The sequence below is a fragment of the Sulfitobacter alexandrii genome (genome assembly GCF_001886735.1).
GTDB classification, from domain to species: Bacteria; Pseudomonadota; Alphaproteobacteria; order Rhodobacterales; family Rhodobacteraceae; genus Sulfitobacter; species Sulfitobacter alexandrii.
On sequence record NZ_CP018076.1, the window covers coordinates 1,019,975 to 1,041,523 of the forward strand.

A 21,549-nucleotide genomic window follows, 5' to 3' on the forward strand; every position below is an offset into this window, starting at 1 on the left:
CTGCAAATACTCGAACGCCCGGCTTCCCATCCTTGACGCGGTCGGCATGATGCGCCTATTCCGAACGTCGCGCGGAAGGCTGGATGGCCGCTTCGCCGCATTCGCTCCGGCGGATGCGCGGGGAGGAAAGTCCGGACTCCGAAAAGTGACGGTGCCGGGTAACGCCCGGGCGGGGCAACCCGACGGAAAGCGCCACAGAGACGAAACCGCCCCGCCGCAGGTCGGGTGACCGAAACCGCTGCGGGGTAAGGGTGAAAAGGTGGGGTAAGAGCCCACCGCGCCGCTGGCAACAGGGGCGGCATGGCAAGCCCCACCGGGAGCAATGCCAAATAGGGACCGCGCGCCACCGGCCTTCGGGCCGGGGCGGGGCCGCTTTTGCCCCAGCAGGTCCGGGTTGGCAGCTGTAGCCCTGCGGGCAACCGCAGGGTCAGAGGAATGGTCATCCAAGGGGGCAACCCCGGGACAGAATCCGGCTTACAGGCCTTCCGCGCGTTTGTGTCGGGGTCCGGATTTTTTCAAGAAATCCGGACCGGAAAATTGCAATTTTCCGCCCCCGCGCGGGCCCGGCGCCGAGATTGGAATTCTTGCGCCTTTTGCTGTTGACTCGGGGGCGCATCCGGGTAAAAGCCGGGGTTCAGAATTCACGCCTGACCCCCGGAGCGGTCGGCAGCAGGAGAAGCAAGATGGCAAAGCCAACCACGATCAAGATCCGTCTGAACTCGTCCGCGGGCACAGGCCATTTCTACGTCACCAAGAAGAACGCGCGCACCATGACCGAAAAGATGGTCATCAAGAAATACGATCCCGTTGCGCGCAAGCACGTCGAATACAAGGAAGGCAAGATCAAGTAAGATCGCCTCGACCAGGGTTTGCAGGGCCGCGCGTTTCGCGCGGCCCTTTGCATTTCCGGGTGCCACGTCCCGGTCCGGTGGCGGGGCCTAGGACGACTGTGCTTGCGGTCTACGGGGCAAGCGGCGATAGTCGCGGGGTCCCTAGCTGCCAAGGAACGTCACATGAGCAAGATGATCGCTGTCCTGACCCTTGTGGGTCTGGTGTCCGCCTGCAACGGAAAACTCGGCGGTCCCCCGCCGGCGCCGATCTACGGTGGTGCCTATTCCCACAGCATCGGTTTCACGGGTGTCGGTACCGAACCCTTCTGACCCGGGTGAGGGCGCCACACCTTTGGGCGTGGCGCAAGAAAAAGGGCCGGCCCTTTCAAGGCCGGCCCCGCATCGCACCATGTGCGTGTGGATTATTCGCGATTGCCGAACAGCTGCAGCAGCATCATGAACATGTTGATGAAGTTCAGATACAGGCTCAGCGCGCCCATGATCGCGGCCTTGCCAAGCCACTCGCTGTCGCCGTGGCTGGCATGGGCCAGGTACTCGGACTTGATCCGCTGGGTGTCGTAAGCGGTCAGACCGGCGAAAATCAGGACACCGATCGCCGAAATGGCGAACATCAGCGCAGGCGAGCCGAGGAAGATGTTCACGATCGACGCGACGATCAGGCCGATGACGCCCATGATGAGGAAGCTGCCCCAGCCGGAAATGTCCTTCTTCGTGGTGTAACCCCAGAGCGACAGGCCCGCGAACGCGATCGAGGTGATCAGGAAGATCTGCGCGATGGAGTACCCCGTGAAAACGAGGAAGATCGAGCTGATCGACACGCCCATGACGGCGGCGAAGATGTAGAAGACGGTCTGCGCGGTCGCAGCCGACATCTTGTTGATCGCGGCACCGAAGCCGAAGACGAACAGGAGGGGGGCGAACATCACCAGCCACTTGAGCGGCGAGGCGTAGAGCGCGTAGCCGAAGTCCGTCAGGTAGCGGTCCGCACCGATCTGGCCTGCCGCCCCGGATGGATCATTCGTGACCGCAAGGCCCGAAATCGCCCAGGCGGCGGCAAAGGTGATCAGCATGCCTACGGACATCGTGCCGTAGACCTTGTTCATATGGGCGCGCAGCCCCTCGTCGATTGCGGCGGCGCGGGTTCCGGTCTGTGTCCGGATTGTATTCACGTCGGCCATTCATGGACCTCCAATTGGCTAAGTGTGTCTTACCACGCGGGATGCGGACGGTATCCCGTCGAATATCGGGACTGCCGCCCGGCATTTCAAGTAGCAATCGCGTGTCCGGCAGGCGCGATTTATGCAGGCATTCGTTGTTTTTAGCGCGGATTTGGCCCGTGCGACGGAACGTCCCAGTGGGCGGTGTCGCCGCCATCCGGCCAAGGTCGCTGCCCTGCGGGCCCCCGACGACCGACCGTGCGCCGCGGAAAGTGGCGCGACCACGGCAGCTCCTTGGCGGTGCTGACCGGACCTCGCATCAGCGCTTCGGGGGCGAATCGGAGGCACATCGAAGGGCACGGTCGATCCGGCTTCGTGCTGCCTCGCCCCGGCAAGAGGGGCGCGAAGGCGCGATTGGTCGCCATAACCATCCGGGGAATTTGCCAAAGGCCGCTGCCGGGAAAGATGTTTTTATTGCGGCAAAACGGTGTCAGCGCGAAAAATGTAACCAGCATGTGAACCAAATCGGCTCGTTTCCATTATGTTAATAGCGTAGATGGCAGATGGTGAGAATTCCTTTCCAAGGAAAGCAAAGTTGCATAGGGTACCCTGCAGGAACGACAAGTTGTCGTCTTGATATGTGTAATCAGCGTGGTGCCGCCAGGCGCGTGTTAGCAAGTGAAAAGTAAGGAAGAAGCGAGATGGCACATAAAGTAGACGTGCATGTCGGGAAGAGAATTCGTCAGCGCCGCTGGCTGACGGGTATGACGCAACAGAAATTGGCCGAACTGGTCGGCATCAAGTTTCAGCAAATCCAGAAATACGAAACGGGCGCCAACCGGGTCAGCGCATCGCGTCTGTGGGATATTGCAGACGCCCTCGACGTGACGGTCGCGTACTTCTTCGACGGTCTCGAACAGGGTGAGGCCTCCGCCGCGACGCAGGATAGCGCCGTGCCTGTCGATCTGCTGAGCGACAAGGAAGCGATGGATCTCATCCGCTCCTACTACGCGATCCCGCAGAACCAGCGCCGCCGCCTTTTCGAGCTGGCCCGCGTCCTGAGCGACGTCGCCTGACCGGAGCGTCGCCACCCGACATCAGAGGCTTGCGCGTCCCGATCCAAGCTGGCACTGACGGCGCATGACCACCCGCACTTCCTTCGATACCGATATCCGGCGCGTGGCGCACCTGCTTGCGGATGCGGCACGCGAGGCGATCCTGCCGCATTTCCGCGGCAGCGCGCTGCTGGCCGAAAACAAGCTGGATACCGGTTTCGACCCGGTCACCATCGCGGACAAGGCGGCGGAACACGCAATGCGTGACATCCTGCGCCGGGAAAGGCCCGACGACGCCATCCTGGGCGAGGAATTCGGCCAGCAGGAGGGGCAGTCCGGCCTGACCTGGGTGCTCGACCCCATCGATGGCACGCGTGGTTTCATCAGCGGAACGCCCACCTGGGGCGTGCTGATCGCCGTGAGCGATCTGCAGGGGCCGTTCTATGGCATCATCGACCAGCCCTATATCGGCGAACGTTTCGAGGGCGCACCTGACGGCGCGGGGATGAGCGGGCCCGCGGGACCGCGCGCGCTGGTGACGCGGCCCCCCCGGGACCTGTCCGAGGCGGTGGTCTTCACGACGTTTCCGGAAGTCGGCGCCGACAGCGATCGCGCGGGTTTCCACGCGGTCGCGGCCCGCGCCCGGCTGACCCGCTACGGGATGGACTGCTACGCCTACGCCCTTCTTGCGGCGGGGCAGGTGGACCTCGTGATCGAGGCCGGTCTGGCCCCTTATGACATACAAGCGCCCATCGCCGTGGTGCAGGCGGCCGGCGGTATCGTCACCGACTGGCAGGGCGCACCGGCGCATCTGGGCGGACGCGCCCTGGCCGCGGCAAACCCCGAGATCCACGCCCAGGCGCTGGAGATCCTGCGCGGCTATTGAGCATCGTCTTGACCGGCGGCAGGGCGCGCTGTTATCTGGTCGCCTGTCGGTTCTCGGGCCCGCTTTCCATCGGCAGGAAGTCACCCCTGAGGCGGGCACGAGAGATCCGACCTTGTCCGAAACCCTGATCCGGAATGCCGGCCACATCCTCACCATGGATGACGCCCGGCACGAATTGCGCGATGCCGACCTGCGCCTGGCAAACGGCGAGATCGTCGAGATCGGTCGCGGTCTGCATACCCAGGGAGAGGTGATCGATGCCTCCGGCTGCCTCGTGACGCCGGGTCTGGTGAACACGCATCACCACCTCTATCAGACGCTGACCCGGGCGGTTCCGGCGGCGCAGGATGCGCTGCTGTTCGGGTGGCTCAGCGCGCTCTATCCGATCTGGGCGCGGTTCACGCCCGATCACGTCTACACCTCCGCACTGGTGGGGCTGGCGGAACTGGCGCTTTCGGGATGTACGCTCAGTGCCGATCATCTCTATCTCTATCCGAACGGATCCCGGCTCGACGATACGGTGCAGGCCGCGCGCGACGTTGGGCTGCGCTTCCAGCCGACCCGCGGCGCCATGAGCATCGGCGAAAGCCAGGGAGGGCTGCCGCCGGACGTGCTGGTGGAGGACGAAACGGCGATCCTCGCGGACTGCATCCGCGTGATTGACGCGTTTCACGATCCTGCGCCCGGTTCCATGTGCCGGGTGGCAATTGCCCCCTGTTCGCCGTTCTCGGTCAGCCGGGACCTGATGCGCGAGGCGGCGCTTCTGGCGCGGGACAAGGGGGTGATGCTGCACACGCACCTGGCGGAGAATGACGAGGACGTCGCCTATTCGCTGGAAAAATTCGGCTGTCGGCCGGGGCAATACGCGCAGGACCTTGGCTGGACCGGGCCGGATGTCTGGCACGCCCATTGCGTGAAGCTGGACGAGAGCGAGATCGCCCTGTTCGCCGCGACCGGTACGGGTGTCGCGCATTGTCCCTGCTCCAACTGCCGGCTGGGATCGGGCGTGGCGCCTGTCAGGGCCATGCGGCTGGCCGGGGTCCGCGTGGGGCTGGGGGTGGACGGATCGGCCAGCAACGACGCGGGCAACCTCGTGGCCGAGGCGCGCCAGGCCATGCTTCTGCAGCGGGTGGTGTCGGGAGCCGATGCCATGTCCGCCCGCGAGGCGCTGGAAATCGCGACCCGGGGCGGGGCGGACGTGCTGGGTCGCCCGGAGTGCGGCCGGCTGGCGGTCGGCAAGCGCGCGGATGTCGCGATCTGGGACATGCGGTGGATCGAAGCGGCCGGAAGCTGGGACCTTGCCGCCCTGCTGCTGGCAGGTCCGACCACGGTCCGCGACCTCCTGGTCGAGGGGCGCGCGGTGGTGCGGGACGGGCAGATCACCCGTTTCGATCTGGGCGCGGCCATCGCCCGCCAGAACAGTCTCGCGCGGGCCCTGCAGCAACAGGCGTGACCCGGCGGAGCGGCTGTGCCGCACGCCATTCCGGGTGCCTGTTGCGGGCCTGAGCCCCGGGGGCCGTATGTGCCGCACGTTTGGTGGCGTCGTGCCGGTGTATTTAAGGAACAATGAAGGCTAGGGGCGCGCCCGGACCTGCCGGCCCGAGACCCAGACATCCGCGATGGCGCGGTCGTCGCCCATCATGATCGTGGCGAAAAGGCTTTCCCACATGTCGGCGGCACGGGCATGGCGCTGCGCGATGGCCGGGCTCGAGGCGAGGTTCAGCACCGCAAGGTCGGCGTCATGTCCCGATTCGATGCTGCCGATCCGGCCCTGCAGGTGCAGGCTCCGCGCGGATCCCGCCGTGGCGAGCCAGACAAGCTGCGCCGCGTGCAGGGGCGTGCCGCGCAACTGTCCGATCTCGTAGGCGGCGGCCATGGTGCGCAGCATCGAGAAGGAGGAGCCGCCGCCGGTATCCGTCGCCAGCCCCAGGGGCACGCCGCGCGCCGACAATCCCGCCAAGTCGAACAGGCCCGAGCCGATGAAGGTGTTCGACGTGGGGCAATGCACAAGCGCCGCCCCCGTTTCCGAGAGGCGGTCGATTTCGCGGGGCTCCAGGTGAATGGCGTGCCCGTAGACGGCGCGGTCGCCCAGCAGCCCGTGCGCCTCGTAGGTGTCGAGGTAGTCGCGCGCCTGCGGGTAGAGGCCGCGCACCCAGGCGATTTCGTCCGTCTGCTCGCTGAGGTGGGTCTGCATCAGGCAGCCGGGATGCGCCTGCCAGAGGGCACCGAGCGCCGCCAGCTGCTCCGGCGTGGACGTGGGGGAGAACCGCGGCGTGATCGCGTAGGTCGCGCGCCCCCGCCCGTGCCAGCGGCCGATCAGGGCGTTGCTGTCATCGTAGGCCGATTGCGGTGTATCCCGCAGCCCTTCGGGGGCGTTCCGGTCCATGCAGGTCTTGCCCGCCACGACCGCCATGCCCCGCGCCGCCGCCGCCTCGAAAAAGGCATCGACGCTGTGGGGGTGGATCGTGCAATAGCTCGCCACCGTGGTGGTCCCCTCCGCGAGGACGAGGTCGAGGTAGCGCGCGGCGATTTCCCCGGCATAGTCCGGATCGGCCAGGCGCATTTCCTCGGGAAAGGTATAGCTGTTCAGCCAGTCGATCAGGCGCTTGCCCCATGACGCGATGATGGCGGTCTGCGGATAATGCACATGGGCATCGACGAAACCGGGGCAGATCAGGTGGTCTGCGCTGTACCGGACCTGCCGCGCCTGCGGGTTCGCCGCGATCAGCGCGGGGGCCTGTCCGACCTGCGCGATGCGGCCGTCCCGCAGCAGCACTGCCCCTTCGGTGTCGATCCGGACCGCGTCGGACCACGGGGTCGCGAACGGGTCGGCGGCATAGCGCAGGAGGGGACCGATGAGGAGGATTCCGGCTGTCATGTCGGCACATTAGGCAGGTCGCACCCCATGCACAACGCCCAAGCATTGTGTCCCCCGGACCGCTTGAATATGGTCCTCCGAGGCAAGGGGAGTCACCGGTATGTCTGATCAGGTCGAGTTGCAGGAAGACGCCCCCGAAGAGGAGGCGGAGCGCACGGATTACGCGCTCGAGCCCAAGAAGGTCGCCGCGGTTCTCTATGCCGTGGACATCGAGGATCGCGACAAGCTCGTCGAGTTGATGGAGCCTCTGCACCCGGCCGATATCGCCGACCTTCTGGAGCAGGTGAACGCCTTTGACCGCAGCCGGTTGATCCGGCTTTACGGGATGGAATTCGACGGCGACATCCTGTCGGAGCTGGATGAGAGCATACGCGAGGACGTCATCGCGGTGCTGACGCCGCAGGTGCTGACGCAGGCGGTGCGCGACCTCGACAGCGACGACGTGGTGGACCTGATCGAGGACCTGGAGGATGCGCAGCAGGAAGCGATCCTCGGCGCGCTGGAAGACACCGAGCGTGCGGCGGTCCAGCAGTCGCTGAGCTATCCCGAGTATTCCGCGGGCCGCCTGATGCAGCGCGAGGTCGTGATGGCGCCGGAACACTGGACCGTGGGCGAGGCCATCGACCATCTGCGCAATACGCCCGAGGAAGACCTTCCCGACCAGTTCTACCACATCATCATGGTGGACCCGCGCCTGCATCCGGTGGGCAACGTGACGCTGGGCAAGCTGATGCGGTCCAAGCGCGCGACACCCCTCAAGGACCTGCTGGAGCAGACCTTCCAGGTCATTCCGGCGATGCGGGACGAGGGGGACGTGGCCTACGCCTTCAACCAGTATCACCTGATTTCCGCCCCTGTCGTCGATGACGAGGGGCGCCTGATCGGGGTCATCACCATCGACGACGCCATGGCCGTGCTGGACGAGGAACACGAGGAGGACATCCTGCGGCTGGCCGGTGTGGACGGTGAATCGACCCTGTCGGACTCGGTGCGTGCGACCACCCGCCGCCGGCTGCCCTGGCTGGCGGTCAACCTCGTGACGGCGATTGCCGCGTCGATCGTGATCTCCTTCTTCGAGGAGGCGATCGCGCAGGTCGTGGCCCTTGCCGTGCTGATGCCCATCGTCGCCTCCATGGGGGGCAACGCGGGCACCCAGAGCCTGACCGTGGCGGTGCGGGCCATCGCGACCAAGGACCTCACGGGGTCGAACGTCTGGCGGGTCATCCGCCGCGAATGCGCGGTCGGGCTGATCAACGGCGCGGTGTTCGCGGTTGTCATGGGGATCGTGGGACTGGTCTGGTTCGGCTCGCCCGCGCTGGGCTACGTGATCGCGGCGGCCATGGTGATCAACATGGTGATCGCCGGGCTGGCTGGCACCGGGATCCCGGTGCTGCTCGAGAAGGTCGGTGTGGACCCGGCGCTCGCCTCGGGGGCCTTCGTCACCACGGTGACGGACGTCGTGGGCTTCTTCGCCTTTCTCGGACTGGCGGCGGCGGTGCTTCTGTGACCGATCTGGCAGCGGTCAAGGCGGCGGCGCGCAAGGCCGCCTTCGCCCGGCGCAAGCCGCTTTACGACAGCGCGACCGCCGCGCAGGCAGGCTACCTCAGCGAAGTGCTGGCAGGCTATCGCGGTGTGCCGCTGTCAGGTTTCATGCCGATCCGGACGGAAATCGACCCGACGCCGGCCATGGCCGAGGCGGCGGCCCACGGACAGGTGGGCGTGCCGGTGATCGAGGCGGCAGCACAGCCGCTGAAATTCGCCTCCTGGCAGCCGGGAACAGAAATGGTCCCGGGCGCCTTCGGGGCGCTGATCCCGGCGCTGCCGGCATTCTTCGAACCCGAGATCCTGATCGTGCCCCTGCTGGCGTTCAATCGCGCGGGCGGTCGGCTTGGCTATGGCGGCGGCTTCTACGATCGCACGCTGCAGATGCTGCGCGACCGGCGTCCGACGATGGCCATCGGCTTTGCGTTTGCGGGGCAGGAGGTGGATGACCTGCCGCTCGAACCCACCGACGAGCGGCTGGACCTCATCGTGACCGAAGCCGGCGTGATCGAGATCTCCGGCTGAACCGGACAGGCCGCGCGCGGACCGGGCAGGGCAGGGACCGCGACAGGGGGCGACCCCGCGGGGGATTGCATCAGCCGAAAACCGGGTTCAAGAACACGCCGCAGGGACCGCCCTGCGGAATGTCCGGTCGCCCTCATGCTGCTCAATCTCTTGATCTTCGCCGCCGTCGCCGCTGCCTCCGCGATCCTGTGGTGGCCGCGCCTGCGGTCCTCGGCCATCTGGCGGGCGATGACCACGCCGCTGGCCTCCATCATCGGCAGCGGCTTTCTGGTGCTGGGGCCGATCCTGACCAACGCCTACGGCGCCTATGCACCTGCCGTCATGGCAGCGCTCTGCCTTGGCAGCTACCTGCTGGGCGGTGCCATACGCTACAACATGCGCGCGGCCGACGCCCGCGATGCCCCGTGGCCGGACGGGATCGAAACCGTCGCCTCCTGGGCGCTGGCGTTCGCCTACATCGTGTCCGTGGCCTATTACCTCAATCTCTTCGGTGCATTCGCCGTCAGCTTGACCCGCTTCGACGATCCGATCTTTGCCCGATCCGTCACGACGGCGGTCTATGCCATCATCTGCGGTGTCGGCTGGACCAGCGGGTTCCGCTCGCTCGAGGCGATGGAGTACCTTTCCGTCAGCATCAAGCTGGCCATCATCGCCGGTCTGCTGGTCGGACTGGGCTTCTTCTTTGGTGACAAGGCGGCGCGGGGCGGGCTGGTCTTTCTCGAGACCGGCGTGACCGGCTGGGGCGCGATCACCCTCGGTTTCGGCCTGATCGTGACCGTTCAGGGTTTCGAAACCTCCCGCTATCTCGGCGCGACCTACGACACCGAAACGCGGGTGCGGTCGATGAAATGGGCGCAGTGGCTGTCGTCGGCGATCTACCTGACCTATATCCTGCTGATCGGCTTTACCTTCCGGCGCGACCAGCTGGCTTTCAGCGAAACGGCTATCGTGGACATGATGGGGGTGATCACCCCGATCCTGCCGCTGCTGCTGGTGGTGGCCGCGCTCGCGGCGCAGTTCAGCGCGGCGGTGGCCGATACCAGCGGCTCCGGCGGGCTGATGTCCGAACTGTCGGCGGGGCGCATCCGGCCCCGGGCCGGCTATGCGATCCTGACGGCGACAGGGGTGGCGCTCACCTGGGCGACGGACGTGTTCCGGATTATCAGCCTCGCCTCACGTGCTTTCGCGGTCTACTACGCCCTGCAGTGCGCCGTTGCCGCGCTGGCCGCTGTCCGGCGCGGCGACAGGGCGCGCGCCGCGGGCTTTGGCGGTCTGGCGATCCTTGCCGCGTCGATCGCCGTATTCGGACAGGCGGTCGAGGGGTAGGGCGGCGCTGGCCCTTGCCCTCGGCACCGTGTAGGCCTATCGCAGGGGTATGAACATACTCTTTCTCGGCGATGTGATGGGCCGCGCTGGGCGCCGTGCCATCACCGAAAACCTCGACCGCCTGCGGACGGACTGGAAACTCGACTTCATCGTCGTGAACGGCGAGAACGCGACCGGCGGCATGGGCCTGTCGGGCGCGCATGCCAAGCTGCTGCTGGATGCCGGCGCCGACTGCCTGACGCTGGGCGACCATGCCTTCGACCAAAAGGACATGCTCAGTTTCATCGAGCAGGAGCCGCGTATCATCCGGCCGCTGAACTTTTCCAAGTCCGCGCCGGGCCGGGGCGCGCGCCTGTTCTCGGCGCGCAACGGCAAGAAAGTGCTGGTCACGCAGGCGCTCGGGCAGGTTTTCATGAAGCGGCCCTTCGACGATCCCTTCTCGGCGCTGGAGCCGGTGCTGAAGACCCATCCGCCCGGCGGGCTGGCACAAGCCGTCATCGTGGATTTCCACTGCGAGGCGACGTCGGAGAAGATGGCGATGGGCCACTGGTGCGACGGGCGGGCGTCGCTGGTGGTGGGCACCCACACCCATGTGCCAACGGCGGATGCGATGATCCTGCCCGGTGGTACCGCCTACATGACCGACGCGGGCATGTGCGGCGACTACCATTCCGTCATCGGGATGGAAAAGACGGAGCCGCTGCGGCGGTTCATCACCGGCATGCCGAAGGAACGGTTCGTTCCCGCGAACGGCGAGGCGACGCTTTCGGGCATCTACATCGAGACGGACGACCGCACCGGTCGGGCCACGCGGGTGGTTCCCGTCCGGACGGGTGGCACGTTGCAGCAAAGCGCGCCCTGAGCCCCACCGCCTGTGCCGTTTCGGCACCCATTCCACACCGAGACTCCACGCGCGCTTGCAGGGCGCCGCGTGTTGGATCACAGTGCCCGATGATCCATCAAAAGGTTGCAACACCTTGCTGAACTTCCTGAGTTTTTCACCCACCGAAAGTGCCGTTCTGACGCTGACCGTCGTCGTGATCATGTTCGTGCTGTTCCTGCGTGAATCCTTCCCGACCGAGGTGGTCGCGATCGCGGGGGCCGCGACCTTGCTGGCGATCGGTGTGCTGCCCTACGAGGACGCGCAGGCGGTGCTGTCCAATTCCGCCCCGTGGACCATCGCCGCGATGTTCATCGTGATGGGCGCGCTGGTACGCACCGGGGCTCTGGACGTGCTCACGCAGACCGCCGAACGCTACGCCCGCAGCCATCCCAAGTCCGCGGTGGTGGGTGTCATTCTTTCGGTCATGGGCGCTTCCGCGATCATGAACAACACGCCGGTGGTGGTGGTCATGATTCCGGTCGTGGTACAGCTCAGCAAGACGCTGGGCGCCAAGGCGTCGAAACTGCTGATCCCGCTCAGCTACGCGGCGATCATGGGCGGATCGCTCACGCTGATCGGCACCTCGACGAACCTGCTGGTGGACGGCGTGGCGCGGTCACAGGGGCTTGCGCCCTTCGGCATCTTCGAGATCCTGCCGATCGGCCTCGTGGTTTGCGTCACGGGCCTGCTCTACATGGGGCTGCTGGGTCGCAAGCTGCTGCCCGATCGCGACAGCATGGCCACGATGCTCAGCGACCGGTCCAAGATGAAATTCTTCACCGAAGCGGTGATCCCGCCCGAGAGCAACCTGATCGGTCGCGAGGTGCTGGACGTGAACCTGTTCAAGCGCGAGGGCGTGCGCCTGATCGACGTGATCCGCGGCGATCAGTCGCTGCGCCGCGCGTTGCAGGGGGTCGAATTGCAGGTGGGGGACCGGGTGGTCCTGCGGACCGAGATGACGGAACTGCTCAGCCTGCAGAAGAACAAGGAACTCAAACGGGTCGACCAGCTTTCGGCCGTGGAAACACGCACAGTCGAGGTGCTCATCACGCCGGGATGCCGCATGGTGGGCCGCTCGCTTGGGTCCATGCGCCTGCGCCGGCGGTATGGCGTCTATCCGCTGGCGGTTCACCGCCGCAACCAGAACATCGGGCGCCAGCTCGACGACCTGATCGTCAAGGTCGGCGATACGCTGCTTCTGGAGGGGGCCCCGGAAGACATCCAGCGGCTGGCGGCCGACATGGACATGGTCGATGTAAGTACGCCGTCCGCACGCGCTTTTCGCCGGGGACACGCGCCCATCGCCATCGGCGCGCTGATCGGGATCGTCGTGCTGGCGGCGCTGAACGTCGCCCCGATCCTGCTTCTGGCGGTGATCGCCGTGGCGCTGGTGCTGGTGACCGGCTGTATCGACGCCGAAGAAGCCTTCTCCTTTGTCGACGGTCGGTTGCTCGCGCTGATCTTTGCCATGCTCGCGGTGGGGGCGGGGCTGCAGAATTCCGGTGCCATCGCGCTCATCGTCGACGGGATCGCCCCGACGCTGGCGACCCTGCCGCCCGGGGCCGTGATCTTTGCCGTCTTCCTGCTGACGACGCTGCTGACAGAGGTCGTGTCCAACAACGCGGTGGCAGTCATCATGACACCGATCGCGATTTCGCTGGCGACGGCGTTGGGGCTGGACCCACGCCCGCTGGTCGTGGCGGTGATGATCGCGGCGTCCTGCGCCTTTGCAACGCCGATCGGATACCAGACCAACACGCTGGTCTACGGTCCGGGCGGCTATCGCTTCACCGACTTCCTGCGCATCGGCGGGCCTCTGAACCTGCTGATGTCCGTCGTGGCGAGCCTCGCGATCCCGTTTCTCTTCTAGGCGCTGCGTTTCTCCAGCCGTTCCTTCAGGATCTCGGCAAAGCCGTCGCGGGCGGCGAGGAAGTTGCGGGTAAGCGGCGCGGTCAGGGTCGTCTGATCCGAGAAGTAGGCCCCCACCTCTGCGATATGGACGGCAAACGCGGGGTTGCGCCCCGCGTCGTCAAACCTGCGGATATGCTGCTTGCTGGCCCAGCCGCGTTTCTTCGCTTCGCGGGCGACGAGGTTCAGGCGCTGCGTCGCGTGAAAGGTCATGTAGATGGCGAGGTAGTGCATGTATTCATCCAGCGGGATGCCGCAGGATGGGTCGAAGGCGTCGATCATCATGTCCACCATCCGGTCCGGTTCGACCGGCCACGCCTCGTCCCCGATCAGCCATGCGAAATCCTCCGCCCCGTGACGCATCCCGGCATATTCGAAATCGAACCAGCGCAGTCGGTCGTCGTCACCGAGGGCCGCGTTGCCTGAACGGCAGTCCCACTTGACGAACTGGTAGCCGGTCACGGCCACCGCCGCGCAGGCGGCGTTGCGGTCGAAGTCGTTCGAGATCCCGCCGGTCAGTTCCTCCAACTGGTCGATCCCGCCGATGAAGGTCTCCACCCAGGATTCGGTCGCGCCGAGGTGTGGCATGATCTCGTGCAGTTTCGTCTTGCGGGCCGCCGCGTGGATCCTGAAAAGCGCCGCCACGGCCTCGGCGGCAAGGTCGATCCTGCGGCTCTTGTCCACGGCGGCGATCAGCGTGTTCAGCCGCCGGGATCCCACGTCGGACTGGAACATCACTTCTCCCGACACCCCGAGGCAGACCGGCAGATCGTCGCAGTGCTCTCCCAGTTCGCGCAGCACGTGGGCCTCCAGATGGGTGCGGCGGAAATTGGGGCGCAGGGTCGCGATCAGGCTGCGGCCGCCGATCCGCAACCGAAAGCTCGAACGGCTTTCGCCGCCCGGTGCGGTCACGTCCTCGACCGGTCGGTCAAAGAAGGCTTCGGCGGTCCGGACGATGTGGTCGCGCGTGGTGGTGCCGGCGGTATCGGTCATGAAACGGTCCTGTCAGGTTGTACCCTCCGACCGCCCATACCAGCGCTTCGTGTTCACAATATGGCGCGGGCAGGGCGGGTCGCGCACTGATTCGGAAGCGCGCCGGCGCCATTGGTCGGCAGGGCGGAACAATCATTCGAGGGACTTCCCGACTGTTTCCCGGATGGCGCCCTTAACCAGTAAAACAAGGCGAAAAATGTCAAAATGTTTGTCCGGTACAAGGCAGTCGGGATAGAAATTCCCATCGCCTGACGTTCAGGAAACCAGCCCGCGCGCCGAACCCATTTGGCACGCCCTTGAGCGTTGTCCAGTTACGATTTGAAGGAAGCGGATATGACATTCAGATTCTCGAGTTTCGGTTCTTGGGGGAAATCCCACACGAAGAGCACGTGGAACAGCAACAGCCACACCAACAAGTGGTTCGGCAACACCTGGGGGCACGGCTCCGACGGGACCGGCAAAGGGTCTGACGGCACCGGCAAGGGGTCGGATGGGTCCGGCAAGTCGTTCGACTGGTTCAACGGCAGCGGCAAGGGTTCCGACGGCACGGGCAAGGGCAGCGGCAAGGCGTCCGACGGGACCGGCAAGGGCAGCGGCAAGGCATCCGACGGCACGGGCAAGAGCGCAGACGCGACCGGCAAGGGATCCGGCAGCGACGCCTGCGGGGGAGATTCCTATCACAACGGCGGCGTCGAGGGATCGAAGTTCGCGAAGTGGTACGACAATCATCTCTCAGATCATTTCGGCAAGTCCCATTTCGCCGACAAGTTCGACAAGTGGTTCAACGGTCATGACGGCACCGGCAAGGGCTCAGACGGGACCGGCAAAGGCTCCGACGGCACGGGCAAGGGTTCTGACGGCACCGGCAAGGGCTGGTCGTGGGGTTCCGACGGCACCGGCAAGGGCTCCGATGGCACTGGCAAAGGTTCCGACGGCACTGGCAAAGGCTCCGACGGCACGGGCAAAGGCTCTGACGGCACCGGCAAAGGCTCCGACGGCACGGGCAAAGGCTCCGACGGCACTGGCAACGGTTCCGACGGCACCGGCAAGGGCTCTGACGGCACGGGCAAAGGCTCCGACGGCACGGGCAAAGGCTCGGATGGCACCGGCAAGGGCTCCGACGGCACGGGCAAAGGCTCCGATGGCGCCGGCAAGGGCTCCTGCGGCACCAAGGGCAGCGAAGAGCCCGAAGAACCGACCACGCCCGAAGAACCGGATGACGGCAAGGTCACCTATCACTACACGATGGGCGACGACGGCCAGATCGACATCTCCGTCACGCAGGATCTGCAGGGTCAGCTGTTTGTCAGCATCAGCCAGACCGGGTATGACGGTGCGCCCACGGACATCGACGGTCTGTTCTTCAACCTGACCGACGACAGCGAACTCGACTCGCTCAACTTCTTCCCGGACGAGAATGCGCCGGGCTACCAGTTGACCGATGTCCAGACCGAGGCCGACAACGTCACCGCGCTGCCCAACGGCGCCGGGGTCGATCAGCCCTACGACGTGGGTCTGCAATTCGGTCAGGTCGCGGACAGTGCGGAAGGGGTCGTCAGCCAGACGAACTTCACGCTCTGGTCCGACAGCGGCCCGGTCAACTTCGAAGACATCGACTTTGCCGGCATGCGCCTCGTGGTCGACTCCGAAACCGGTTCCGGCGAAGTTCTGGGCGTCAGCGCCAGCGACGATCCTTCCTTCGACCCGGCCGATGGCGCCGACGACAGCGAGATCACGCTGGAAGACGTGATGGGGCTGATGACGGTCGAACTGGACGAGGAAGAGGAACTGGAAGAGACCGAAGAGGAAGAGGACCTGATCGAGGTCTGATCCGGATCATCCGGTCGAAGCTCGGGGCGCACGGGAAACCGTGCGCCCCTTTCGCGTTCGCGGGTGGATCATAGGGGCCAGAAGAACAGGATCGCGGGGATCGACACGGCGACCACGATGATCTCGAGCGGCAGGCCCATGCGCCAGTAGTCGCCGAAGGAATAGCCCCCGGGCCCGAGGATCAGCGTGTTGTTCTTGTGCCCGATCGGGGTGAGAAACGCCGATGACGCTGCCACCGCGACGGCCATCAGGAACGGGTCCGGCGAGACGTTCAGCGACTGCGCCATCTGGATGCCCACCGGCGCGGCCACGATGGTCGTGGCCGTGTTGTTCAGCACGTCCGACAACGACATGGTGACCACCATCAGCACTGTCAGCACCAACCATGGGGCCATCCCTTCGGTCAGGGACACCAGCGCGCCCGCGATCAATTCCGTCCCGCCCGAGGTTTCCAGCGCCGCACCCAGCGGGATCATCGAGCCCAGAAGCACGACCACCGGCCATTCGATGTGGGTGTAGAGTTCGGAGAGCGGCACAATGCGGGTCAGGACAAAGGCCACCACGACCAGCCCCAGCGCGATGGGCAGGTAGATCAGCCCGAGGCTGGCCGCGATCACGGCACCGCCGAACAGGCCGATGGCCACCCAGACCTTGGCATTGTCGGTCACGGTCAGTCCCCGGTCCGCGAGGGGCAGCACGCCCAGCCAGTCGGTGACATGGGCCGCCGTTTCGCGCGGCACGAGCAGCAGCAGGATGTCGCCCGGCTGGATCACGGTGGTGCGCAGGGACGACGTGATCTTGCGTCCCTTGCGCGAGATGCCCAGCAGGATCGTGCGCTGCCGCCAGGCCAGCCCGACCGTCTGCGCGGTGCGTCCGGTCAGGCGTGTGTTCTCGGGCACCACCACCTCGATGATCTCGACTCCTTCGCCACCCGCCCTGAGCTGTTCCTCCCGGTTCTCGTCGGCCAGGGCCAGGTCGAGCGTGGTGCGGAATTCGTCGAGCGCATCCGGCGTCGCTTCGAGTACCAGCGCATCGCCCGCCTGCAGGACCACGTTGCGCGACTGGCCGTAGCGGCGCTTGCCGTCGCGGATCAGACCCAGAATGGCGACGTCCGATTTCTCCGCCGTTTCGAACAGTTCGGACAGGCGATTGCCGATCTGCTTGTTGCCCTCGGGCACCGTCAGTTCGGCGATGTACTGCGAGATGTCCTCGGGGTCGAGCGTCGCATCGTCCCGCGCGGGGATCAGCCGCCAGCCGATCAGCGCGACAAAGGCGAGGCCCGCAATCGCGGCCAGCCCGCCCACCGGTGCGAAATCGAACATGCGAAAGGGCGCGCCCAGCGATTCCTGCCGGATGCTGGCGATGATGATGTTGGGTGGCGTGCCGATCAGCGTCGCCATCCCGCCGAGGATGGTGGCAAAGCTCAGCGGCATGAGGCTCAGCCCCGGTTTGCGCCCGGCCTTGCGCGCGGTCTGGATGTCCACCGGCATCAGCAATGCAAGGGCCGCCACATTGTTCATGAAGGCCGACAGGACACCGCCCAGGGCCCCCATCAGGGTGATGTGGGCGCCCAGTGACCGCGAGGAATCGACAAGCGTGCGGGTGATGAGGTGAACCGCCCCCGACCGCACGAGCCCGGCCGAGACCACGAGCACCAGCGCGACCACCAGTGTTGCCGGGTGGCCGAACCCCGCGAAGGCGGTTTCGCTTGGGACCACGCCCAGCACGACGCCCGCCATCAGGGCGGCGAAGGCCACGAGATCATAGCGGAACCGCCCCCAGAGCAGGAGGCCGAACACGGCGCCGAAAAGGGTGAAGAGGATGATCTGATCTGTTGTCATGAGACCCGTGTAGCTTGGATGAGGGGGCCGGGAAAGCGGCCTTGATCGACGGTGGCTGGCAAAGCTGCGGCGGGCCGGTGCTGTGGCTTGTCCGGGACAGTGGCCTGTTTTATAGAGGCGCGATATCAGCTTTCATCGAACATGAGGTTTTCATGGCAGGCCATTCCAAGTGGGCAAACATCCAGCACCGCAAGAACCGGCAGGATTCGGTTCGCGCCAAGGTGTTTTCCAAGATGTCCAAGGAAATCACGGTCGCAGCCAAGATGGGCGACCCCGATCCGGACAAGAACCCCCGCCTGCGTCTGGCGGTGAAGGAAGCCAAGGCGGTTTCCGTGCCCAAGGACGTGATCGACCGCGCGATCAAGAAGTCAACGGTTCAGGACGGCGAGGATTACGAGGAAATCCGCTACGAGGGTTACGGCCCCAACGGGGTGGCGGTGATCGTCGAAGCTATGACCGACAACCGCAACCGCACTGCCTCGAACGTGCGGTCGACCTTCACCAAGAACGGCGGCAACCTCGGCGAGACGGGGTCGGTGGGCTTCATGTTCGACCGCAAGGGGCAGGTGACCTATCCCGCGTCCGCGGGGGATGCGGACACTGTCATGATGGCCGCCATCGAGGCCGGCGCGGAAGACGTCGAGAGCTCCGAGGAAGGGCACATCATCTGGTGCGCGGATACCGACCTCAACGAGGTGTCCACGGCGCTGGAGGCGGAACTGGGCGAATCCGAATCCACCAAGCTGGTCTGGCGCCCGACGACCACCACGGAAATGGACCTCGAGAACATGGAAAAGCTGATGAAGCTCGTGGACGCGCTGGAGGATGACGACGATGTCCAGCGGGTGACCACCAACTTCGAAGCCTCCGACGAGGTCATGGAAGCGCTCAACGGCTGACGGGCTCGGTTCCGACAGGATGGATCAACAAAAAACCGCCCTCTCGGGGGCGGTTTTTTCATGTTAGGGACTCGTGCGGCGGGGTTACTCGACGCTGCGGGCCGCCCTGAACCATCCAAGGCCGCCGCGGCTGCACCTCTGGTCCTGCGCGGCCGGTTTGTGCTGTGACAGTTGGGCCAACAGGCGCTTCACCTCGTTCAGCCGCCGGCGCGCGGCATCTCCGCCCGCTTCGGCCTGAACGTTCAGAATCTTGGACTGGGTGTGCAGCGCGGACTCGATCACTTCGAGTTGCTCGGCGCTGACTTCGATCTTTTTGTTGTTATCCAGCATGGCGTGTCCTTTGGTGCTGCGTGTTATTTAGAGGCACGGGTGGGATGCGCCAGAAGTTTCATAGCCGGATCACTCACATGTGTACGTTTTGTGACATGGTCTTTCGGCGCGGCGGGTGCAAGCGGTCTGCTGCGATTTTTCTCACCGCGTCTGTCAGAGGTTTCAGGGCAGGGTCCATCACCCGCGTGACCTGCCAGTAGAGCGGCACGTCCAGCGGTGTGTCGGGCAGCAGCGTCACGAGGTCGCCGCGCGCAAGGTGGTCTTGCACCAGCGCCACCGGGTTCATCCCCCAACCGAGCCCGCCCAACGCCGCGTCGACGAAGCCATGGCTCGACGGCAGGTGGTGTACCGGCGGGTTGAAGCGGGTCGCGCCCCGCGCTTCCGCCCAGCGATGCTGGAGCCGATCCTTGGGATTAAACACCAGCACCGGCGCCGCCGCCAGCGCGTCAAGCGAAACGCCGCTCGCGAAATGCCGCGCCATGAAGGCGGGGCTGGCGGTCGCCACGTAGCGCAGGCTGCCCAGCGGATACACGTCGCAGCCGGGCGCCGCGCGGGCGTTGCCGGTCACCGCCGCGTTGACCTCGCCCCGCCGCAACCAGTCGTCCGACGTGTCCTGATCGTCCAGCGCAAGGTCGAACAGCAGCCCATCGACCTGTGCCAGCGCAGGGATCAGCCATGTGGCGAGGCTGTCCGCTGGAACGGCCAGCGACACGCGGGGCGTGGCGGCAGTGCGTCCGGCCACGTTGGCCAGTGCCGCCGCTTCGAGCAGGGCCACGTCCTCCGCATGGCGGGCCAGCCGGGTGCCGGTGGGCGTTCCGGTACAAGGCTGACCGCGGTGAACGAGGGTCGTGCCGACATTCTCCTCCAGCGCCTTGATCCGCTGCGACACCGCCGAGGGCGTGACCCCAGTGCCGCCGCCGCGGCGTCGAAGCTGCCGGTGCGTAGAACCGCTGAAAGCGCGGCAAGCTGGTGCGGATCGAGGGGCATTAAAAATTCTTAACATAAGTTACAGGGATTAATTTGCGTAATTTCACCCCCGGCGCTAGTCAAGCGGCGCAATCACATCAGGTTTTCCACGATGTCCTCATTTCTCCCCGGTTTCGCGCTCAGCCTCACGCTGATCCTGGCCATCGGTGCGCAGAACGCATTCGTCCTGCGGCAGGGGCTGCGGCAGGCGCATGTGTTCTGGGTCTGCATGACCTGCGCGCTGTCCGACGCCGTGCTGATCGCCGCGGGGGTGGCCGGTTTCGGCGGGCTGGCGGAGCATCTGCCGTGGTTCGAGCCCCTGATGCGCTACGGCGGCGCGGCGTTTCTCATTTGGTATGGCGCGCAGAACGCCCTGTCCGCCTGGCGGGGCGGCGCGGCCCTCGCCGTCGCGGGCGGCGACGGGGCCGGGCTGGGGGCCACGATCCTCACGCTACTGGCGCTGACATGGCTCAATCCACATGTCTATCTCGACACCGTCGTCCTGCTGGGATCGATCTCGGCCCAGTATCCGGACAGGCTCGCCTTCGGGGCCGGTGCGGTTCTGGCCAGCTTCTGTTTCTTCTTCTCGCTGGGCTTCGGCGCCCGGCTGCTCGGCCCGCTTTTCGCCAACCCGCGCAGCTGGCAGGTTCTCGACGCGGTCATCGCGCTGACCATGTGGGCGATCGCGCTCAGGCTGCTGCTGATGTGACCTTGCCCTCGGCCCCCGGCGGGGCCATGGTCGCGCCATGACAAGCCCGCGCCCCCATCGTCCCTTGATCGGTATCTTCTGGATGCTCATCACCGGCTTCTGCTTTCTCGCCGTGACGGCACTGGTAAAGTACATGGGGCCGCGCCTGCCCTCGGCGGAGGCGGCGTTCATCCGGTACGGCATCGGGCTGATCTTTCTGCTGCCCGCCATCGGGACGCTCCTGCGGGCGCGCCCGACGGGACGCCAGTGGTCGCTCTTCGGCATTCGGGGGCTGTGCCACGCGCTGGGCGTGATCCTGTGGTTCTTCGCCATGCCCCGGATCTCGATCGCCGAACTGACCGCCCTCAACTACCTGGCGCCCATCTACGTGACCATCGGCGCGGCCCTTTTCCTCGGGGAGAAGCTGGCCGCGCGACGGATCATCGCGGTCCTTCTCGGACTGGCGGGGGCCGCGATCATCCTGCGCCCCGGCTTTCGCGAGGTCAGCCCCGGCCATCTTGCGATGCTGGCGGCAGCGGTCGTCTTTGCCGGGTCGTATCTGCTTGCCAAGGTCCTCGCAGACGAGGTGCGTCCGGCGCTCGTGGTCGCCATGATGTCGATCTTCGTCACGATCGGGCTTGCGCCCTTCGCGCTGCCGGTCTGGATCGCCCCCACGGGGCGGGAGCTGATGCTGCTCACGGCGGTCGCGGTCTTCGCGACGGCGGGGCACTACACGATGACGCTCGCCTTTGCCGAGGCGCCGGTCATGGTGACCCAGCCGGTCACGTTTCTCCAGCTTGTCTGGGCCACGGCGCTGGGCGCTGTCGCCTTCGCGGAACCGGTCGACATCTGGGTCGTGCTGGGCGGTTTCGTCATTCTCGGTTCGGTGACCTTCATCACCTGGCGCGAAGCGATGCTGAAGCGGGAAATCACCCCCATCAAGTACCAGACCAAGGTCTGAAGCCGCCCCGGCGGCGGTTAATTGATTGAC

General features: G+C 65.8%; 19 protein-coding genes, 1 other RNA gene and 1 pseudogene. 15 read left to right on the forward strand and 6 right to left on the reverse strand.

Translation table 11 applies throughout. The features are described 5' to 3' along the window. The first annotated feature begins 71 nt into the window (after positions 1–71). From rnpB to BOO69_RS22970, 3 genes are all read left to right on the forward strand, one after another. Positions 72–493: RNase P RNA component class A (rnpB, locus tag BOO69_RS05005), an RNA gene on the forward strand. 190 nt (positions 494–683) lie between these two features. After that, positions 684–851 (forward strand): 50S ribosomal protein L33, encoded by a 168-nt coding sequence (gene rpmG, locus BOO69_RS05010; RefSeq protein ID WP_007119221.1) that lies wholly within the window; start codon positions 684–686, stop codon positions 849–851. A gap of 162 nt (positions 852–1,013) precedes the next feature. Further along, positions 1,014–1,160, forward strand: coding sequence for a hypothetical protein (locus BOO69_RS22970; RefSeq protein WP_156874861.1), 147 nt, complete (start codon positions 1,014–1,016; stop codon positions 1,158–1,160). Between the two features lie 92 nt (positions 1,161–1,252). On the opposite strand, the gene BOO69_RS05015 is transcribed toward BOO69_RS22970, so the two are convergent. Next, positions 1,253–2,029, reverse strand: a complete 777-nt coding sequence (locus BOO69_RS05015) for a Bax inhibitor-1/YccA family protein (protein WP_071970874.1) — start codon at positions 2,027–2,029, stop codon at positions 1,253–1,255. A gap of 680 nt (positions 2,030–2,709) precedes the next feature. Between BOO69_RS05015 and BOO69_RS05020 the strand changes: the two genes are divergently transcribed. From BOO69_RS05020 to BOO69_RS05030, 3 genes are all read left to right on the forward strand, one after another. After that, on the forward strand, positions 2,710–3,084 hold the full coding sequence (locus tag BOO69_RS05020) for a helix-turn-helix domain-containing protein (RefSeq protein ID WP_071970876.1): 375 nt from the start codon (positions 2,710–2,712) through the stop codon (positions 3,082–3,084). 64 nt (positions 3,085–3,148) lie between these two features. Beyond that, positions 3,149–3,949, forward strand: coding sequence for a histidinol-phosphatase (gene hisN / locus BOO69_RS05025; RefSeq protein ID WP_071970878.1), 801 nt, complete (start codon positions 3,149–3,151; stop codon positions 3,947–3,949). 112 nt (positions 3,950–4,061) lie between these two features. Further along, entirely contained in the window at positions 4,062–5,402 is a 1,341-nt protein-coding gene (locus BOO69_RS05030) for an 8-oxoguanine deaminase (RefSeq protein WP_071970880.1), read from the forward strand. A 120-nt stretch (positions 5,403–5,522) separates the two neighbouring features. Here the strand turns inward: BOO69_RS05030 and guaD are convergent, their stop codons facing one another. Beyond that, positions 5,523–6,827 carry a guanine deaminase gene (guaD, locus tag BOO69_RS05035; RefSeq protein WP_071970882.1) on the reverse strand — a complete coding sequence of 435 codons (1,305 nt, stop codon included), beginning with the start codon at positions 6,825–6,827 and terminating at the stop codon, positions 5,523–5,525. A gap of 100 nt (positions 6,828–6,927) precedes the next feature. Here guaD and mgtE point away from each other — a divergent pair, with 100 nt between their 5' ends. The 5 genes from mgtE (at position 6,928) to BOO69_RS05060 (ending at position 12,973) form a co-directional block, all read left to right on the forward strand. Continuing rightward, the gene (gene mgtE / locus BOO69_RS05040) at positions 6,928–8,334 is read left to right on the forward strand and encodes a magnesium transporter (RefSeq protein ID WP_071970884.1); all 1,407 of its coding nucleotides are present in this window, start codon (positions 6,928–6,930) and stop codon (positions 8,332–8,334) included. Next, the gene (locus BOO69_RS05045; RefSeq protein WP_071970886.1) at positions 8,331–8,894 is read left to right on the forward strand and encodes a 5-formyltetrahydrofolate cyclo-ligase; all 564 of its coding nucleotides are present in this window, start codon (positions 8,331–8,333) and stop codon (positions 8,892–8,894) included. Before mgtE ends, BOO69_RS05045 begins: the two co-directional genes overlap by 4 nt. Before the next feature lie 135 nt (positions 8,895–9,029). Then, complete coding sequence (locus BOO69_RS05050; RefSeq protein ID WP_156874862.1) at positions 9,030–10,220, forward strand: hypothetical protein; 1,191 nt, start codon at positions 9,030–9,032, stop codon at positions 10,218–10,220. Between the two features lie 49 nt (positions 10,221–10,269). After that, positions 10,270–11,082 carry a TIGR00282 family metallophosphoesterase gene (locus BOO69_RS05055; RefSeq protein WP_071970888.1) on the forward strand — a complete coding sequence of 271 codons (813 nt, stop codon included), beginning with the start codon at positions 10,270–10,272 and terminating at the stop codon, positions 11,080–11,082. A gap of 118 nt (positions 11,083–11,200) precedes the next feature. Further along, complete coding sequence (locus BOO69_RS05060; protein WP_071973646.1) at positions 11,201–12,973, forward strand: SLC13 family permease; 1,773 nt, start codon at positions 11,201–11,203, stop codon at positions 12,971–12,973. Here BOO69_RS05060 and BOO69_RS05065 read toward each other — a convergent pair. Then, the gene (locus BOO69_RS05065) at positions 12,970–14,004 is read right to left on the reverse strand and encodes a hypothetical protein (RefSeq protein WP_071970890.1); all 1,035 of its coding nucleotides are present in this window, start codon (positions 14,002–14,004) and stop codon (positions 12,970–12,972) included. The genes BOO69_RS05060 and BOO69_RS05065 overlap by 4 nt on opposite strands. Before the next feature lie 333 nt (positions 14,005–14,337). On the opposite strand from BOO69_RS05065, the gene BOO69_RS05070 reads away from it, so the two are divergent. Continuing rightward, complete coding sequence (locus BOO69_RS05070) at positions 14,338–15,834, forward strand: serine-rich family protein (protein ID WP_071970892.1); 1,497 nt, start codon at positions 14,338–14,340, stop codon at positions 15,832–15,834. Between the two features lie 68 nt (positions 15,835–15,902). Here the strand turns inward: BOO69_RS05070 and BOO69_RS05075 are convergent, their stop codons facing one another. Next, positions 15,903–17,675, reverse strand: a complete 1,773-nt coding sequence (locus BOO69_RS05075) for an SLC13 family permease (RefSeq protein WP_071970894.1) — start codon at positions 17,673–17,675, stop codon at positions 15,903–15,905. A gap of 152 nt (positions 17,676–17,827) precedes the next feature. Here BOO69_RS05075 and BOO69_RS05080 point away from each other — a divergent pair, with 152 nt between their 5' ends. Beyond that, positions 17,828–18,574, forward strand: coding sequence for a YebC/PmpR family DNA-binding transcriptional regulator (locus tag BOO69_RS05080; protein ID WP_071973647.1), 747 nt, complete (start codon positions 17,828–17,830; stop codon positions 18,572–18,574). An 84-nt stretch (positions 18,575–18,658) separates the two neighbouring features. On the opposite strand, the gene BOO69_RS05085 is transcribed toward BOO69_RS05080, so the two are convergent. Further along, positions 18,659–18,904 (reverse strand): hypothetical protein, encoded by a 246-nt coding sequence (locus BOO69_RS05085; protein WP_071970896.1) that lies wholly within the window; start codon positions 18,902–18,904, stop codon positions 18,659–18,661. Between the two features lie 73 nt (positions 18,905–18,977). Continuing rightward, positions 18,978–19,891 (reverse strand): annotated as a pseudogene (locus BOO69_RS05090) (LysR family transcriptional regulator ArgP). Positions 19,892–19,982: 91 nt separating this feature from the next. Here BOO69_RS05090 and BOO69_RS05095 point away from each other — a divergent pair. Both BOO69_RS05095 and BOO69_RS05100 read left to right on the forward strand, forming a co-directional pair. Next, positions 19,983–20,579: a LysE/ArgO family amino acid transporter gene (locus tag BOO69_RS05095; RefSeq protein ID WP_071970898.1), complete on the forward strand. Its 597-nt coding sequence runs from the start codon at positions 19,983–19,985 to the stop codon at positions 20,577–20,579. A gap of 37 nt (positions 20,580–20,616) precedes the next feature. After that, a complete protein-coding gene (locus tag BOO69_RS05100) occupies positions 20,617–21,519 on the forward strand; it encodes a DMT family transporter (protein ID WP_071970900.1) in 903 nt (300 codons plus the stop codon). Positions 21,520–21,549 lie beyond the last annotated feature (30 nt).